At 58.8% G+C, this 16377-nt stretch carries 14 protein-coding genes; 5 read left to right on the top strand and 9 right to left on the bottom strand.

Annotated features, from left to right (window positions below; genetic code table 11):
* Window positions 1-54 precede the first annotated feature (54 nt).
* Together radC and G5315_RS18685 are read left to right on the top strand one after the other, a co-directional pair.
* Window positions 55-552, top strand: coding sequence for a RadC family protein (gene radC / locus G5315_RS18680; RefSeq protein WP_231720614.1), 498 nt, complete (start codon window positions 55-57; stop codon window positions 550-552).
* A 91-nt stretch (window positions 553-643) separates the two neighbouring features.
* Window positions 644-988, top strand: coding sequence for a type IV toxin-antitoxin system YeeU family antitoxin (locus G5315_RS18685; RefSeq protein ID WP_076362321.1), 345 nt, complete (start codon window positions 644-646; stop codon window positions 986-988).
* Between the two features lie 59 nt (window positions 989-1047).
* On the opposite strand, the gene G5315_RS18690 is transcribed toward G5315_RS18685, so the two are convergent.
* The 9 genes from G5315_RS18690 to G5315_RS18730 all read right to left on the bottom strand — a co-directional run bounded on the left by G5315_RS18690 (window position 1048) and on the right by G5315_RS18730 (window position 11862).
* Complete coding sequence (locus tag G5315_RS18690; protein WP_266134617.1) at window positions 1048-1458, bottom strand: S16 family serine protease; 411 nt, start codon at window positions 1456-1458, stop codon at window positions 1048-1050.
* A gap of 548 nt (window positions 1459-2006) precedes the next feature.
* Entirely contained in the window at window positions 2007-3419 is a 1413-nt protein-coding gene (gene pykF / locus G5315_RS18695) for a pyruvate kinase PykF (protein WP_231720615.1), read from the bottom strand.
* A 44-nt stretch (window positions 3420-3463) separates the two neighbouring features.
* Window positions 3464-4642 (bottom strand): glycoside hydrolase family 53 protein, encoded by a 1179-nt coding sequence (locus G5315_RS18700; RefSeq protein WP_042863745.1) that lies wholly within the window; start codon window positions 4640-4642, stop codon window positions 3464-3466.
* Window position 4643: 1 nt separating this feature from the next.
* A complete protein-coding gene (locus G5315_RS18705) occupies window positions 4644-4991 on the bottom strand; it encodes a glucose PTS transporter subunit EIIB (protein WP_041211339.1) in 348 nt (115 codons plus the stop codon).
* Window positions 4992-5045: 54 nt separating this feature from the next.
* On the bottom strand, window positions 5046-7100 hold the full coding sequence (locus tag G5315_RS18710) for a beta-galactosidase (RefSeq protein WP_042016006.1): 2055 nt from the start codon (window positions 7098-7100) through the stop codon (window positions 5046-5048).
* Between the two features lie 63 nt (window positions 7101-7163).
* Entirely contained in the window at window positions 7164-8363 is a 1200-nt protein-coding gene (locus G5315_RS18715) for a glycoside hydrolase family 53 protein (protein ID WP_231720616.1), read from the bottom strand.
* A 22-nt stretch (window positions 8364-8385) separates the two neighbouring features.
* Window positions 8386-9237, bottom strand: a complete 852-nt coding sequence (locus G5315_RS18720; RefSeq protein WP_041212959.1) for a sugar ABC transporter permease — start codon at window positions 9235-9237, stop codon at window positions 8386-8388.
* A gap of 12 nt (window positions 9238-9249) precedes the next feature.
* Entirely contained in the window at window positions 9250-10554 is a 1305-nt protein-coding gene (locus tag G5315_RS18725; protein ID WP_041212958.1) for a carbohydrate ABC transporter permease, read from the bottom strand.
* A 78-nt stretch (window positions 10555-10632) separates the two neighbouring features.
* Window positions 10633-11862, bottom strand: a complete 1230-nt coding sequence (locus G5315_RS18730; RefSeq protein WP_041212957.1) for an extracellular solute-binding protein — start codon at window positions 11860-11862, stop codon at window positions 10633-10635.
* 560 nt (window positions 11863-12422) lie between these two features.
* On the opposite strand from G5315_RS18730, the gene G5315_RS18735 reads away from it, so the two are divergent.
* The 3 genes from G5315_RS18735 (at window position 12423) to G5315_RS18745 (ending at window position 16290) form a co-directional block, all read left to right on the top strand.
* Entirely contained in the window at window positions 12423-13505 is a 1083-nt protein-coding gene (locus G5315_RS18735) for an ABC transporter ATP-binding protein (protein WP_041212956.1), read from the top strand.
* Window positions 13506-13802: 297 nt separating this feature from the next.
* On the top strand, window positions 13803-15845 hold the full coding sequence (locus tag G5315_RS18740) for a methyl-accepting chemotaxis protein (RefSeq protein WP_042016005.1): 2043 nt from the start codon (window positions 13803-13805) through the stop codon (window positions 15843-15845).
* 25 nt (window positions 15846-15870) lie between these two features.
* Window positions 15871-16290: a hypothetical protein gene (locus tag G5315_RS18745; protein WP_231720617.1), complete on the top strand. Its 420-nt coding sequence runs from the start codon at window positions 15871-15873 to the stop codon at window positions 16288-16290.
* The last annotated feature ends 87 nt before the right edge of the window (window positions 16291-16377 follow it).

A 16377-nucleotide genomic window follows, 5' to 3' on the forward strand; every position in this document is an offset into this window, starting at 1 on the left:
TCGCCTACCCTGCCGCATCCAACGCGGTGGGGCGATGGCGTATGGAGCCTAATCATGTTGCATCACAAACTAATCGCCGGGGAGCCCCCCGGAACCTACTGGGTGACTGACCTTGTCACCGACGATGACCTGCTCACCATCGCCCAAGCTATTGCCCGGCAGAAACTGGCCAAGGGGGAAGCTATTACCGATAAACACGTGGCCCATCAAGCCCTGCAAGGGCTGCTGCAAACACGGGATCGCGAAGTTTTTGCGGCACTGTTCCTCGATAACCAACACCGGATACTGGCCTACGAGGAGCTGTTCCTTGGCACCCTGTCCGCTGCGACCGTCTACCCCCGCGATGTCGTCAAGCGAGCACTGCATCACAATGCTGCCGCCCTGATGCTGGTGCATAACCACCCGTCGGGATACCCGGAACCCAGCCGGGCAGATATCGAGATCACCCTGCGCCTACAGAATGCCCTAGCACTGGTGGATATCCGGATTTTGGATCATCTGGTCGTCGGTACTGAGGGTGTGGTGTCGCTGGCAGAACGAGGGAATTTGTAACTACCACGCCGGTCAGGGAGCCCATGGAGGAAGAAGGCATGGTCAGCAGTGAGCTCTACAACGACTTACCATCATTAGGAGTACACAGAAAATGGGAACCATAGGGAGTTGGGGATTACACACCCAAGTTCAACCACGTTTTGGCGCACGTGCAATTGTTGAACGAAGCAGGGTTTCCCTGCTTTGGGATCGCTGCGGCGTCTATGGCGATGCTGACGAGCAATGGCATACCGACATTGATACCGTTATACCGAGTTTTATTGAGCGCCTTAGCAAGCTCTTTCAACAAGGAGAACTACTGAGTGACCAAGATAAATTGGTGACGTTGCAGCAAGGGGAATGGGTATGTCTGGCTAATCCCAAAGCCAGCTACGGATATCTCTATCTGGATGTCTACCGGCAGGAATGCGGTAATGTTCAAGCCACAAAAAGATAAATCTGAGGCAGAGGGTGAGCATGTAGCTCACCCTACCTGAGACTTCTTTTTTTGGCTGACTACTGAACCCCTAATGCCTTGTAGACGGCATCCACCGGATCAGCATAAAAGCTGATTTGAAACTTGGAGAAGATCTCCGCCGGTACGGTTGGAATATCCGAGGCTGACGCCATCGGCAGTAATACTCGTTTTCCGCCACTGTCCATTGCCAGTTGCAGACTGCCAGCCAAATCCTCAACCGGATTGACCACACCGCCTAGCGTCATGTCACCCAGCACCACCATCTGCTCCTGCACCGGCTTGCCCATCAGAATGGAACAAAACGCCACCAGCGCGGCCAGACTGGTTTTGGTGCTGGGGCCGGAGTTATGTAGCTCGACCACATGCAAATGGTACTCATGCTCGGAGAACTTGGCCGTTGCGCTGACCCGATTCAGGTTGCCTTTGAAGTAATCGAAACCGACCCGGATCGCCTCCTTCGCTGGCGTATTGGAACCTAGGCCTGAGGTTTAATGCTTGCCGTTATCTGGCGCCATCCGTGCCCACAAACGATACGCCGTCACTGATATTAACCTTTGGCGTCGATTAGGCAAAGGCTGGAAATCACTGAGCAGTGCACCCAGAACATATTACAACTGTAATGCGTATAGGAATAAGTTTGAGGAGTAGGGAATATACGATATTAGCATGGTGTATCACGATGACTTAGAAGAACGTCATCTGCTATTGCATAATGTGCTGAACTATTTGCTCAAATTTGATGAAATGCTACTGACTGTGATGTATGAGCTCTTCAGAAGCATAGGTAAAATGGAAGTGCCCCGCAGAAGATGGAAAGGTGGTAAACCACGTTTTCTGCAGTGATATCAAGGCGGTAAGATAGCGCATATTTATAACATATGCGTACCCCCTCTTGAAATACAGAACCCGTGATATGGTGCATCACGGGTTCTGAGTAGTTAGAAGTTAGCTAAGAATGTTTAAGTCTAGTATGGGACTAAAAAGACTCGACTCCCGCTCAGAGTATATGCACGGAGGCGGTGTTAGTTGTGCCGCTCGGTACCAGAGCACCGGAGACCATCACAACCACGTCACCTTTCAGACCCATGCCAATTTCCAGCGCGGCTTCTTTACCGATGCGATAGAAATCGTCGGTAGAGGCGATGCTGTCAACCACGTGAGCAACCACACCCTTGGTCAGTACCAGCTGGGCAGCGGTCTTCTTGTTGGTGGTGATGGCCAGGATCCAGGCTTTCGGGAAGTACTTGCGAATGGCCTTGGCAGATTTGCCGCCTTCGGTGGCAACCACGATCAGCGGGGCGTCCAGCTTCTCGGAGGTCTCGACCGCGCCTTTGCAGACCGCTTCGGTGATGCGCAGCTTGTTGCTGTCGTTGACAGCAGACAGGTTGGACGGCATCACGGCATCGGTACGCTCGCAGATGGTGGCCATGATGGTCACGGCTTCCAGCGGGTACTTGCCCTTGGCGGACTCACCGGACAGCATGACTGCGTCGGTACCGTCCAGGATGGCGTTGGCCACGTCGCCAGCTTCGGCGCGGGTCGGACGCGGGTTCTTGATCATGGAGTCCAGCATCTGGGTGGCGGTGATGACCACTTTGCGGGCTTTGTTGCACTTCTCGATGATCATCTTCTGGGCGAAGATAACCTCTTCAACCGGGATCTCGACACCCATGTCGCCACGGGCAACCATGATGCCGTCGGAGACAGCCAGGATCTCGTCGAAGTTGTCCAGGCCTTCCTGGTTTTCGATCTTGGAGATGATCTGGATGTTCTCGCCGCCGTGGGCTTTCAGGTGCTCACGGATTTCCAGCACGTCTTCTTTCTTGCGAATGAAGGAGGCGGCAACGAAATCAACGCCTTGCTCGCAACCGAAGATGAGGTCGCGCTTGTCTTTCTCGGCCAGGGCCGGCAGCTTGATGGAGACGCCCGGCAGGTTGATGCCCTTGTTCTCGCCCAGGTCACCGTTGTTGAGCACTTTACAGATCACTTCGCGCTCGGTGATTTCGATGACGTCCAGGCCGATCAGGCCGTCGTCAACCAGGATGCGGTTGCCGACGCGCAGGTCGCTGGCAAAGCCGGCATAGGTGACGGCGACTTTGTCTTTGTTGCCCACCACGGTCTGGTCGGTGGTGAAGGTGAAGGTCTGGCCGGCGACCAGGGAGACGTCGTTGCCGCCTTCGAGCTTGATGGTGCGGATTTCCGGACCCTTGGTGTCCAGCAGGATGGCTGCGTGCTTGCCGGTTTCGGCCATGACAGCGCGCAGGTTGCTGATGCGACCACCGTGTTCGGCGTAGTCGCCGTGGGAGAAGTTCAGGCGCATGACGTTCATGCCGGCATCCAGCATCTTACCCAGCATTTCTTTGGATTCGGTCTTGGGACCGATGGTGCAGACGATTTTGGTCTTTTTCATGTCAGTCTTCATGGTGCTGTTGTCATCTCTTCAATGTGAAATAGTCAGCGGGTCGGGGCAAAGGCGGCCAACGCCGGCAGTCCTCTGCCCTCCCGATCAAACAGGGCCTGGTTCTCCCAACCATTACCGAGGGGTTCGTCTATCCCGAGGAACGCCATGCCAGCCTGACTGGCCCAGCTGTCACCGGTGACCCGGATCCAGCCCGGCTCCCAGTAGACAAACCCGAGCCCGAGCCGATCCGGCACTGCGGCAATAGCGGCACGCAAGGCATCGAGAAACGCCAGTTGCCCCTCGGGCGTCGCAGCAAACCCGCCGCGCACGGCCTCCTGCTCACCGAAGGCATTGCGAACCGCGTCCTGGTTGACGGTATCGTGCCCATAGGCGGTCTCAACCACCAGCAGCGGGAGTCTGATTTGGGTGGCAAGGCTGTTCATGGTGCGCGAGAGGTCACCCAAGGATCCGTGCCAATAGGGGTAGAAGGAGAGACCCACCAGATCGAACGGCACATCGCGCGCCTGCATCGCCTTGAACCAGCGCAGGCACTGAGCCTCATCCCCTCCTTCAGCAAGATGCAGCATCAGTCGTGGGGTGATCCCCCCCTCGCTGCCAGCGCGGATCCCGGCGATGGCCGCCTTGAGCAGCTGGGCCAGTCGATCGAACCCCTCCTCTTCTTCCTGCCGGTGTAGTTGCCCCAGCGGCCACAGCATGCCGTTATTGAGTTCGTTGCCGACCTGTACCATTTGCGGCGGCACCCCAGCCTCGCGCAGGCGCTGCATCACGGCGGCGCTGTAATCGTGCAACATCGCCGCCAGTTCTGCTTCCGACTTGCCTCGCCAGGTCCGTGGCGTGTACTGCTTGCCCGGATCGGCCCAGAAGTCGCTGTAATGAAGATCGAGCAACCAGGGCAAGTTGAGAGCCCGGCTTCGCTGCGCCAGTGCAATCACCTTTTCCAGATCATTGTTGCCACCACCAAAGGGTTCCCCCTTGGCCGAGCGGGGATCGACCCACAGCCTCAGGCGCACCAGGTTGAGGCCACGCTCGCGCATCAGGGTTAGCAAATCCCCCTGTCGCGTTTCGTCCTGATAGTGAACGCCCAAGTGCTCGAGTTCGGCCAGGGTGGAGACATCCGCCCCTCGGATGGCCAGGTTGTGAGGAGCGGCTCCAGCCCCTGCACTGATCGCTCCCAGCATGACCAACAGTGGCCAGCTCAGCGGGAGGTACATGCTAGTGTTGCTCCGGCTCGTGCAGCTCGAACCACTGACCGAGCTCGCGGCGCAGGTTGTCCGAGCGCTTGCCGAAGATGGCCTGCACCTCGTCACCGATGATGATGACGCCGATGGCACCGAGACCTTGCAGCGCCTCGCTGTCGACCTGCTGCAAGGCATTGACCTTGACCCGCAGCCGGGTCAGGCAGGCGTCAAAGCTCACTATGTTGTCGTGCCCACCAAAGGCAGCGATGAGCGCGGTGATGGCCGCCTCGTCCAGCCCGGAGAGCGGCGCCTCGGTCGATTTTTCCTCCTTGTGGCCGAGGGCGGCGGCGAACAGCCGCTTGAAGTCCTGCATCTTGACCATTTGAATCTCCTAAACATAAAAAAAGAGGGCGAAGCCACTGGCTCCGCCCCGCAATCAACGGGCGCGACGCAGCACTCGGCAGCCGAATGGAGGCAGCACCAGCGAATCGCTCAGCGCCTCACCGCTCACCATGTCACTGTGACCACCCGGCAGAGTGACCAGGCGCTCGGCGTTGGCGAAGTTTTGCACGAACACGAACTCCTGCTCACCATCGCTGCGACACTGAGCTGTGACCCCCTCCGGCAAGGCTGGCAAAGCACGCGGCAGGGCCAGGGTCTCGATGAGATGGCCAAAGAAGTCGCGTTGGAACGCCAGATCATTTCGCGAGGCGACATAATAGGCGCGACCTGTCCCGTGCTCGTTGACCGTCACCGCCGGACGTCCGGCATAAAAGTCACCGTCATAGCTGGCCAGGGCCCTCGCGCCTTCCAGGTGGATGAGATCGCAAAGGTGAGTGACTTCGTAAGGGCCGCAGAGTCCGGCTTCGTTGCCAGCAAGACCCGAGACGGCGTTACGTTCCTCGTCATAGAGACCGTCTATCTCCTCTGCCCAGATCCCAAGGACCGGGCGCAGCGGCCCTGGGAATCCCCCCAGGTGACAGAGATCGGTCTCGTTGACGATGCCGCTCCAGTAAGTGGTAACAAACTGCCCACCTCGTTTGACAAAGGCGTCAACCCGTTCGGCAAAGCCATCGCGCACCATGTAGAGCATCGGGGCGATAACCAGGTCATAACCATCCAGCGCGCAGTCGGCATTGATGACATCCACCGCAACTCCTGCCTCCCAGAATGGGCGGTAGTGCTCGGCTACCGTCTTCTCGTAGAAGAGGCCGGCATTGCGCGGCCCCTGGGCATTGTCCATGGCCCAACGGCTCTCCCAGTCGAAAATGATGGCCACTTTGGCCTCGACGCGACTGCCAGCGACCTCTTGCAACTTGGCCAGGATCTCGCCTAGCGCCTGCACCTCGCGGCCCACCCGGGTATCGATGTGACCAACGTGATCGACCACGGCGCCGTGGAACTTCTCGACCGAACCACGGCTCTTGCGCCACTGGAAGTACTGCACCGAGTCGGAGCCGTGGGCTACCGCCTGCAAGGAGGAGAGGATATGCATTCCCGGCTTCTTGAGCTTGCTGATGGGCTGCCAGTTGGTCAGGCTCGGGGTCGACTCCATCAGGAAGAAAGGTTTGCCTCCCTTGAGAGTGCGCATCAGGTCGTGATACATGGCGGTGTACGCCGCCAGGGTCGAGTCATCGCCACTGTTGTGCCAGAGGGGGTAGCTGTCCCAGGAGATGAAATCGATCTCCTTGGCCAACTGCCAGTAGTCATAGTCGTAGAAGTACTCCATGAAGTTGGTGGTGGCCGGCAGGCTCGGGTTGGCCGCCTTCAAGGGCTTGATCTCCTCGGCACAGAAATCGCTCACCTGGGCGGTATTGAAACGCTTCCAGTCGAGGTTTAGGCCGTGGATCGAGCTCTCGCCGATGGGAGACGGGGATTCGATCTGTGACCAGTCGGTGTAGGTATGGCTCCAGAAGCTGCTCCACCAGGCGTGATTGAGCGCTTCTATGCTGCCATAACGAGCCTTGAGCCAGTCACGAAAGCGCTCCTGACAAAGCTCGCAGTGGCACTCGCCGCCGTACTCGTTGGAGATGTGCCAGGCGATGACACCTGGATGATGGCCGTAGCGTTCGGCCAGGGCACCGTTGATAGCGCGCACCTTGTCACGATAGACAGGCGAACTCATACAGTGATTGTGACGGCCACCGTGCAGTGCCTTCACACGTTCCTTGCTGACCCGCAGCACCTCGGGATAACGCTGGGAAAGCCAAGCCGGGCGAGCACCACTTGGTGTGGCGAGGAAAACTGACACACCGTTTTCGTGCAAGCGATCGAGCACCGTATCGAGCCAGCCGAATTCATAGCGCCCCTCTTGTGGCTCCAGGGAAGACCAACTGAAGATGCCGACCGACATCACGTTGCAGCGGGTCTGCTTCATCATCTCGAGATCGCGCTCGAACACCTGGGGATCATCCAGCCACTGATCCGGGTTGTAATCAGCACCATGCAGCAGAGCGGGCACCCGTTCACTGAGCGGGGGAAACTTGAACATCACACATCTCCTAAAACGAGGGGGCGCCGGCCATGGCCGGTCGCCCTATCGGTTGAAACCGGGTCAGTTGAATACCTTGATCGAGGGGAGCACATGGCCGGAGCAGTCAAACAGCGCCTGGTTCTCCCGGGCATTGCCCTCTTTCCAGTCGTCGTTGTTGTACTTCATCCCAGCCTTGGTGGCCCAAGTGGCACCATGGGTTGGCAGCCACGCAGGCTCCCAGTAGAAGACTCCCTTGCCACGCCCGTCCGGTACCGCCACCACGCTCTTGATCAGATCGCGCAGGAAGTCGGCCTGCCCCTGTACGCTGGCCGGGTAACCACCGTCGCTCGCCTCCTTGGCAGTGAAGTTGTTCTCGGCGTTGTCGCAGTTCTCCGTGGTGTAGCCGTAGGCGGCCTCGACCACGATCACATCCTTGCCATAGCGCTTGCTGATGTCATCCATGTTGGCCTTGAGGGCACTGATGGGGCCATTCCAGTAGGTGTAGAAGGAGAGTCCGATGATATCGAAGGGCACCTCGCGCTTGGCGACTTCATCAAACCACCAGACGAAGGTGTCGTTTTTGGTGCCCTCAGCCAGATGCAGCATCACCTTGATATCTTTGCCGTGCTCTTTCACAGCACGTACACCAGCCTTGAGCAGTGTGGCCAGGCGATCAAACTCCCCACCGTTTTGCCCCCAGCTCTTGCCCTCTGGCCATAACATGCCACCGTTGATCTCGTTGCCGACCTGCACCATGTCAGGCATCACACCGGCTTTTGCCAGGGCATCCATGCTTTCCTTGGTATGGGCGTAAACGGCATCCGCCAACTGCTCGACTGACATCGTACGCCACGCCTTGGGCTTGTTCTGGCGGCCCGGATCCGTCCAGAAATCACTGTAGTGGAAATCGAGCAGGAACTTCATACCAAGGGCCTTGGCACGCTTGGCAAGCGCTATCGTTGCAGCCAGATCGTTGTTACCACCGCCGTAAGGCTTGCCGTCCGCATCCTTGGGGTCTACCCACAGGCGCAGGCGAATGTAGTTAAAGCCGTTCTCCTTGAGGATTGCCATGGCGTCCTGTTGCTTGCCACTGGCATCAAAGAACTTGCCACCAAATTTCTCTACTTCGGCCAACATGGAGACATCAGCCCCCTTGATGAACTCCTGCGGTACAACAACTGGTTGCACCACCACATTTTCGGCAGCCACGGCGGGGGCATGCATACCCAACATGCCGGTGGCGAGCAGCGCCGCCATCACCAGCGTCTTCTTGATTTTCATGTCGAACGTCCTGTTTAACGGATTAACCTTTGGTCCCACCTGCGGTAAGACCGGAAACGAAGTACTTCTGCAAGGAGAGGTACAAGATGGCCACCGGCACCGCGATGAGCACAGCTCCCGCCGCATAGGTGGTGTAGCTGGCCCCCATCTTCTGGGCGACCAGGTTGTAGAGACCAATGGGCAGGGTGAACTGATCCGGGGTGCGCAATATGGTGCTGGCCAGGATGAAGTCGCCAAGCGGGCCGGTGAAGGAGAACAGTGCAACCACCGCAATGATGGGCTTGGAGAGCGGCATGATGATCTCGATAAAGATGCGGAAGTTGCCCGCCCCGTCCATGCGCGCCGACTCGTCGAGATCCTTGGGGATGGCATCGAGGTAACCCTTCATCAGATAGGTGTTCATCGGGATCATGCCGCCCACATAGACCAGCACCAGCGCCAGATGGCTGTTGACCAGACCCAGCATCTGGGCCAGCACGAAGATGGCGATGAGGGCCGAGAACTGGGGCACCATCTGCAACAACAGGAACAACATCAGGCCATTTTGCCGCCCACGGAAACGAAAGCGCGAGAAGGCATAGGCAGTGAAGCTGACGCTGATGAGGGTCAACACCATGGTCAGGAAACTGATCTTCATCGAGTTCCAGTACCAGGCGGCATAATCGATGCGACCGTCAAACAGCTCCTGATAATGAATAAAGGAGAAGTTTTCCGGGATGATCGAGGTGTTGAGCAGGCTGCTGCCCGGATTGAGAGAGGCTCCAACCGTCCAGATCAGGGGATAGATGATGATCACCGCAACCATAGCCAGCAGCAAATAGCTTAGGGTCAGACGGATGGCATTACTCTTTTTCAGACTGTGTTTGGCACTCATGGCTGGATCTCCTTACACCATGTCGTCTTGCTTGAACGAATTGGTCGCACGGAACTGCCACAGGGCAATGCCGACCACGAAGATGGAGAGCAGAATGGTGATGCTCGCTGCAATCGCATACTGGGATGACGACATGGTCAGCTTGTAGATCCAGGAGACCAGGATGTCGGTGCCGCCGGCATTGGAACCAGCCACCGCAGGTCCACCGTTGTTGAACAGGTAAATAATATTGAAGTTGTTGAAGTTGAAGGTGTACTGGGTGATGAGGATCGGAGCGATCGAATACAGCACCAGGGGCAGCGTAATGGTGGTCAGCTTGTGCCATGTACTGGCACCGTCGATGGTGGCCGCCTCGTAGAGATCATCCGGGATAGCCTGCAACACCCCAGTGGTCATGGCGAAGACGAACGGGAAGCCAAGCCAGGTCTGCATCAGGATGAGGGCCGTCTTGGTCCAGAAGGGATCTGTCATCCATGCCTTGGGGTCGATACCCAGAGAAGCCAGAATACCGTTGTTGATGACGCCAAAGGTCTCGTTGAACATGCCGGCGAACACCAGAATGGTGACAAAACCGGGCACTGCCCACGGCAGGATCAGGATGGTGCGGATGAGCGGCTTGAAGCGCAGATCCTTCTGATTGACCAGGATCGCCAGCAGCACCCCGACCGAGCATTGCAACGTGGTGGCGATCAGCGTCCAGATCACGGTCCACTGCAGCACGTCGAGCAAGGTCGAACGCCACAGATCGAGCTTGAAGATGTTGATGAAGTTCTTCATCCCCACCCAGTCCACCAGCTTGGCCGGCGGCGTGTGGTAGAGATCGTAGTTGGTGAAGGCGATGGAGAAACCAAAGATGATGGGGAACACCACCACGAACACCAGCAGGATGAAGCCCGGGGTGATCATCAGATACGGGAACCCTTCGCTCAGCAGCAACTGGTATTGCTTGCGCACACTGGTCAGCGCTACGCCACGATCCCGGCGATCGCCGTTAACATAGGCGTCGCGGACGCTCCAGTAGTAGATGGCGCAACCAAAGATGGCCACCAGTACGCTGATAACCCCCTTGGCCAGGAGGAAGACGGAGTTGTCCCGGGGCAACTCGGTGCCGAGGGTAAACAGCCCCCAGAACCCTTGAGATAGAAAATCATGGAATACGCCGAAGAAGCAGGCCATGACGGTGAAAAACAGGGTGCCCTTGACCCATTGCCGGTTATACCACTGACCGAGTCCCGGGATCAGCGAGAGCAGGGCGGCCACCTTGGCATGATGGGTTCTTGTACCGATCTGGGTAAGCGATCCGGAATCGACAACCACAATGTACCTCCTTTCCATTAAGAGCCCGGGCGGCCACGAATGCCGCCCGGCCCGAATTGGGCCTGCGCCCAACTTGTGTTATTGCTGCGCGTGGTTGACTTCGATCTGCATGTTGATGTTCTTGACTGCACCTTCCAGTGCCGCCTTCACATCCTGCTTGCCAGTCACGCCAAGCTGCAGTGCACTGTTGGCAGGGGTCCACACCTCTTGCATCTCGGGCACGCTCGGCATCGGAGTGGCGAAACCGGCCTGAATGGCCACGGCACGGGATTTCTCGTCATCTTTGATGAGCGGATCGTCAATCAGCGCCTTGAGCGGCGGGATCTCGCCGGTCTTCTCGAAGCGGACTTTGGCGTACTCAGGCTGGTTGATGAACTCGATGAACTGCTGCGCCAACTCTTTCTGCTTGGAATAGGTAGAGATGCTGTACCCTTTCACGCCGAGGAAGGAGCGCATATGCTCGCCATTGGGCAATGTCGGCAGCGGTGCGACACCGTAGTTCACCCCCGCATCCTTGTAGGGCTGGAACGACCAGGGTCCAGTAATGACGGCAGCAGCCTTCTTCTCGGTGAACAGGGAATCGATGGCGTTGGCACCGGTCTCACCCACGATACCGGCCGGGAAAAGTCCTTCACTGTAGAAACGCTTGAGGAAACTCACTGCATCGACCGAGCCCTGGTTGGCCAGGCCCACGTCCTTGACGTTGAGCGAACCGTTGGGGTTCTGGCCGAAGATATAACCCCCCATGGCTGCGACTACACCGTAGGAGTAATAAATCTCGTCAAACTTGGCGAGCAGGCCGTATTTGTTCTCCCCGCGCAGGGTCTGTGAAGCCTTGATCAGCTCGTCAAAGCTCTCGGGAGCCTTGGGTAACAGGTCCTTGTTGTAAACCATGACGATGGTCTCCACCGCCTTGGGCAGGCCATAGAGCTTGCCTTCATAAGTCTGGGCATCCACCGCAGGTTTGGTGAAACCAGCCAGATAGTCGGCCCCCGGCTTGATCTCGCTGATCAGCCCCTGTACCACGGCAGTACCAACCTGATCATGCGGCAGTACCAGCACATCCGGACCGATACCGGCCGGGCCATCCAGGCGCAGCTTCTCGATCTGCTGGGCATAGGGAGTTTCGAGGATCTTCACCTTGACGTTGTGCTTGGCTTCGAACGCTTTGACAGCCTCCTCAATGCCGTTTGATTTCTTGATGTCTTCCCACACCAGAAGTTCACCGTCAGCGGCACGGGCTACCTGGCCCAACCCCATAACGCCCAAAGACAACAACATTGCAGCAGTCAATTTGTTGATTTTCATATGATTTCCGTGTCCCTAACTCAGGTAAAAGCAGGTCTTCTCAGACCACGTAGGCAAAGTGAGTGTTACGATTCCATCCAGTCGGTGTAACTTCTGAAGCTTGTTACCAATTCGGGTGTAAAACAAAGCACAACCACATTACACGCCGGACTGGTCTGGCCTCTATGACACAACCTCACTACCACCTAATGCAATGAAAAATAAATGGTTTAATCCCATACATCAGATCCGGAGCAATACGCTCTATCACTTGATTTTTGCTTTACACAGCTCTTCGAGTGCACTGGAACAGCAAAAAAGGTAACGATTACACCGAATGGCTCTACGGTAAGCGGTGCTTGCCCAGCCTGCCAGTAGCACGTACCAAGGCTGTGATCTCATGCACAAAAGAAACAGCATTTTGTGCAACCGATTACACCTGACTGATATAGTCCTCCCAAAGCCACAGAGTGAAACGGTGTGAAACGCCTTCTCCCTCCCAGGGCAAAGAAGCCGCAGCAGGGGCATGACTGCCCCCAGCATTTGCAGCTAAGGCATTTATTATCAAGGAGTTAAAGCTCATGGCGAGTATCAGGCTGAACAATGTGATCAAGCGTTTTGGCAGCAATGTGACCCTACATAATGTGAATCTGGATGTAGAAGATGGTGAGTTCACCGTCTTTGTCGGTCCTTCCGGTTGTGGTAAATCCACTCTGCTGCGCATGATCGCCGGTCTGGAAGAGATTTCGGACGGCCACATTGCGATTGATGAGCAGGTGGTCAACGATGTAGCCCCGGCTCATCGCGGGGTGGCCATGGTGTTCCAGTCCTATGCCCTCTATCCCCACATGACGGTGGCCGAGAACATGGGCTATGGCCTGCGGGTCAATGGCGTGCCGAAAGAGGAGATAACCCACCAGGTCAGCATGGTGGCCAAGACGCTGCAGCTCTCCCACCTGCTCGATCGCAAGCCCAAGCAGCTCTCCGGCGGCCAGCGCCAGCGGGTAGCCATCGGCCGTGCCATCGTGCGCAACCCCAAGGTGTTCCTGTTTGACGAGCCGCTCTCCAACCTCGATGCCGAGCTGCGTGTCGAGATGCGCCTGCACATCGCCAAGCTGCATCAGGAACTCAAGACCACCATGATCTACGTGACCCACGATCAGGTGGAGGCCATGACCCTGGCCGACAAGATAGTGGTGATGAACTATGGCAAGGTGGAACAGGTCGGCTCGCCGATGGAGCTCTACTACAAACCCTGCAACCGCTTCGTGGCCGGTTTTATCGGCTCACCCAAGATGAACTTCCTGCCGGCCCGCGTACTGGCCTGGAGCCCGGAGCAGATCCGGGTCAAGGTAGCCGGCCAGCAGGAGCTCACCCTGCCCATCCTCACCGAGCGACTCGAGCCGGGCAGCGAGATCTCCCTTGGCCTGCGTCCCGAGCATGTGGTGCCGGGCGCAGAGGGGATCCACCTCGCCTTTACCTGCGAGGTGGTGGAACGTCTTGGCAACAGCACCTACCTGTTCGGTCAGTGCTGCGGCACCGACGGCTTCAAGCTGCTGCTGGCAGGGGATGGGGAGTTTCATCCGTACCAGAAGATGGATGTCTTCTTTGCCCCGCAAAATTGCCTTGTGTTCAATGCCGAAGGGCTCAGGATCAGCCGCTGAACGCGGCTACTGCATGCCCCGATCCATTTTGCCCCCGCCAGTCGGGGGCTTTTTTTATCCCCGGGCGCGGGACACAAAATGAGAGCGGGCTCGCAACCCTGGACAAATCCCGTACAAGGGTGCCGAGAAAGAGTGTAAAAGATTCACAAAACAATGAAAACGTTACACTAAAAATCAGAATCAGGTGCCCTCCCTTATCGCCGCCTTATCTTTTAACGAGGTAAGACACTGATAAAACATGACTTATCACTTGTGTCATCAGGCTGGGTTGACTCAACACCATATGTAATCGATACCATGAACTTGCGCACTCGTCACCTTTCCATCATCCAGCGCCTGGCGCTGGGCTTTGCCGTCATCCTGTTGCTGCTGCTGCTCTCGGTGGCCCTCTCTCTCTACGCCGGCCAACGGCTGGCCGACCAGGTGGGGCTGCTCGCCAGCCATACCGCGCCGACCCTGGTGCAGAGCCGCGCCGTGACCCGCGATCTCTTCACCCTCGACCGACATCTGGGCAACGCATTGTTGCAGACCGGAGAGGAGGAGCTGGGCGCCGCCCGCGAGCAGATGCAGCAATGGCAGGCCCGTTTCGACCAGGATCTGGCCACCTTGGCTCGACAGATAGCGGGGGAGCCGCAACAGAGTGCGCGCGTCGAGAGCCTGCGCGAGCAACAGGCCGCCTACTGGCAACTGGCCCAGCAGTTGGTCGATGACTATGCCCACAACCGCCTCGAACAGAGCAAGCTGGCGGCCGACACCCGCCTTGGCGAAACGGCGCGCCAGCTTGCCAGCGCCCTCGATGTGCTGCTCGCCCCTCTGGGCAGCCACCCCGCCGTGCTGCTCAAGAGCCGCCTGCTGGCAAACCTGGAACAGCAGGTCAGCGCCACACAGGAGATCCTCAAGCAGCAGGATCCGGCCCCCGTTGCCGCACGTCTGGCTGCCAATGCACGCGCCAGCGAACAGGCGGCGGCACTGCGCCAGGAGCTGGCACGCCAGCTCGCCGGCCAGGAGGATGCCTTCGGCGTGCCCCTGAGCCTGGAACGCGGCACGGGTGCCAGGTTCGATACCCTCGCCACCCTGCTGGCCGGCCCCGAGAGCCTGCCGGCACGCCACCTGGCGCTGGTCGAACAGAGCATCATGTTGCGCAACCAGAGTGTGCAGGCCAGCCGCCTTATCGACAGCCTGCTAGGCGATCTGAGCGAGCTTGACGCCGCGATCGACGCTCAGCTTCGCCACAGCACCGCCGGCAGCGGCGCCATCCTGCTCTGGCTGCGCCTCGGGCTGTGCGCCGGCCTGTTGCTCTCCCTCGGTCTCGGCGCCCTGGTGCTGTGGCACCTGGTGCGCGCCATCCGCCAGCCACTGCACCACATCCTCACCACCCTCAAGGCCCTGAGTCAGGGAGACATGCGCCAACGCGTGCCGCTACTGCGCAACGACGAGTTCGGCCAGCTTGCGACCGGCATCAACGCCCTGGCCGACGAGATGAGCGGCATGCTCGGTCAGATAGTTCAGGCCGCCGATGCCCTCGGCCGCATGGCCGGCCAGAACCAGCACGCCCAGCATCACGCCCAACTTGCCATCGGCGAGCAGCGCAACGAAACCACAGGGGTCTGCAGCGCCATGGAAGAGATGGACTACTCGGTGCGCGAGGTCGCCGGCAGCATAGGCCAGACCGAGCAGACCCTCGGCAACATAGCCGCGGCGGCCCACGCCGCCAGCCTGCGTGGGGCGGCGACCGGTCAACGGCTGCAGCAACTGGCTGACGAGTTGGCGGAGTCGCGCCGCAGCGTGGAACAGGTGCAGACATTGAGCGTCAGCATCGGTGACATCCTCGCCCTGATCGAGCGCATCACGGAGCAGACCAATCTGCTGGCCCTCAACGCCGCCATCGAGGCGGCCCGCGCCGGCGAACAGGGGCGTGGCTTTGCCGTGGTGGCCGACGAGGTGCGTCAGTTGGCGCACCACACAGCAGACTCCACCACCCGCATCCAGGGGATCATCGACGATCTGCAGCAAAGCACCCGCGGTGCGGTCGCCACCATGCTGCGCTGCCACGACGCCATGGCCCAGAGTCGCACCGACAGCGACGCGGGTTGCGCCACCCTAGCCGAGCTATCCCAGGCGCTGCAGCAGGTGGCCGAGCAGAGCAGCCGTATCGCCAGCGCGACCCTGCAGCAACAGCAGACCAGCGCCGAGATCGCCCGCAACATTACCAACATCGCCCGGATTGCCGACGACAACCAGGGCGCCCTGGCCAAGGTGGCACAGACCAGCGACCAGTTGCAGCAGCTATCGCAGCAGCAACTGTCGCTGACCCGCCGCTTCACCCTGCAGAGCGCCTGATCACACACCACAGAGAGGACCATCCATGTTCAAGAAGACACTGTTGCTGACTACCCTGATCGCCTGCCTCCAGCCCGCGCTGGCCAACGAGGAGGATCCCCTGGCCCGCCCGCTGTTCCTGCGCGGCGAGATGAACAACTGGGAGGCCCCGGCAGACCAGCAACTGGTTACCCAGCAAGGGGACTTGCTGTCGGTCCAGGTGGCCTTGCAGGCCAGTCACGGCGCCTACAAGTTCAAGATTGCCGACGAGAAGTGGAAGGCCGACACCACCTATGGCCAGTTCGACCCCGCCGCCAAGGTCGAGTCGGACAAGCCGGTGGTAGTCAAGGCCGGCTGGCAGTGGAGCGACATGAAGTTCACCCCGCCCAGCGACGGCAAGTATCGCATCACCCTGGATCGCCGCGATCCCCAACACATCCAGGTCACCGTCTCCCCCGCCGGGTGATCCTAGGGCCGCCGCAAGGCGGCCCCAGCCTCCGCCGGGATGGCGCCGCACGGCGACGCCATCCCGGCGCGGGACTGCCTCCTTGTC

This window comes from Aeromonas sp. 603607, from assembly GCF_049171595.1.
Taxonomy (GTDB): Bacteria; Pseudomonadota; Gammaproteobacteria; order Enterobacterales; family Aeromonadaceae; genus Aeromonas; species Aeromonas veronii.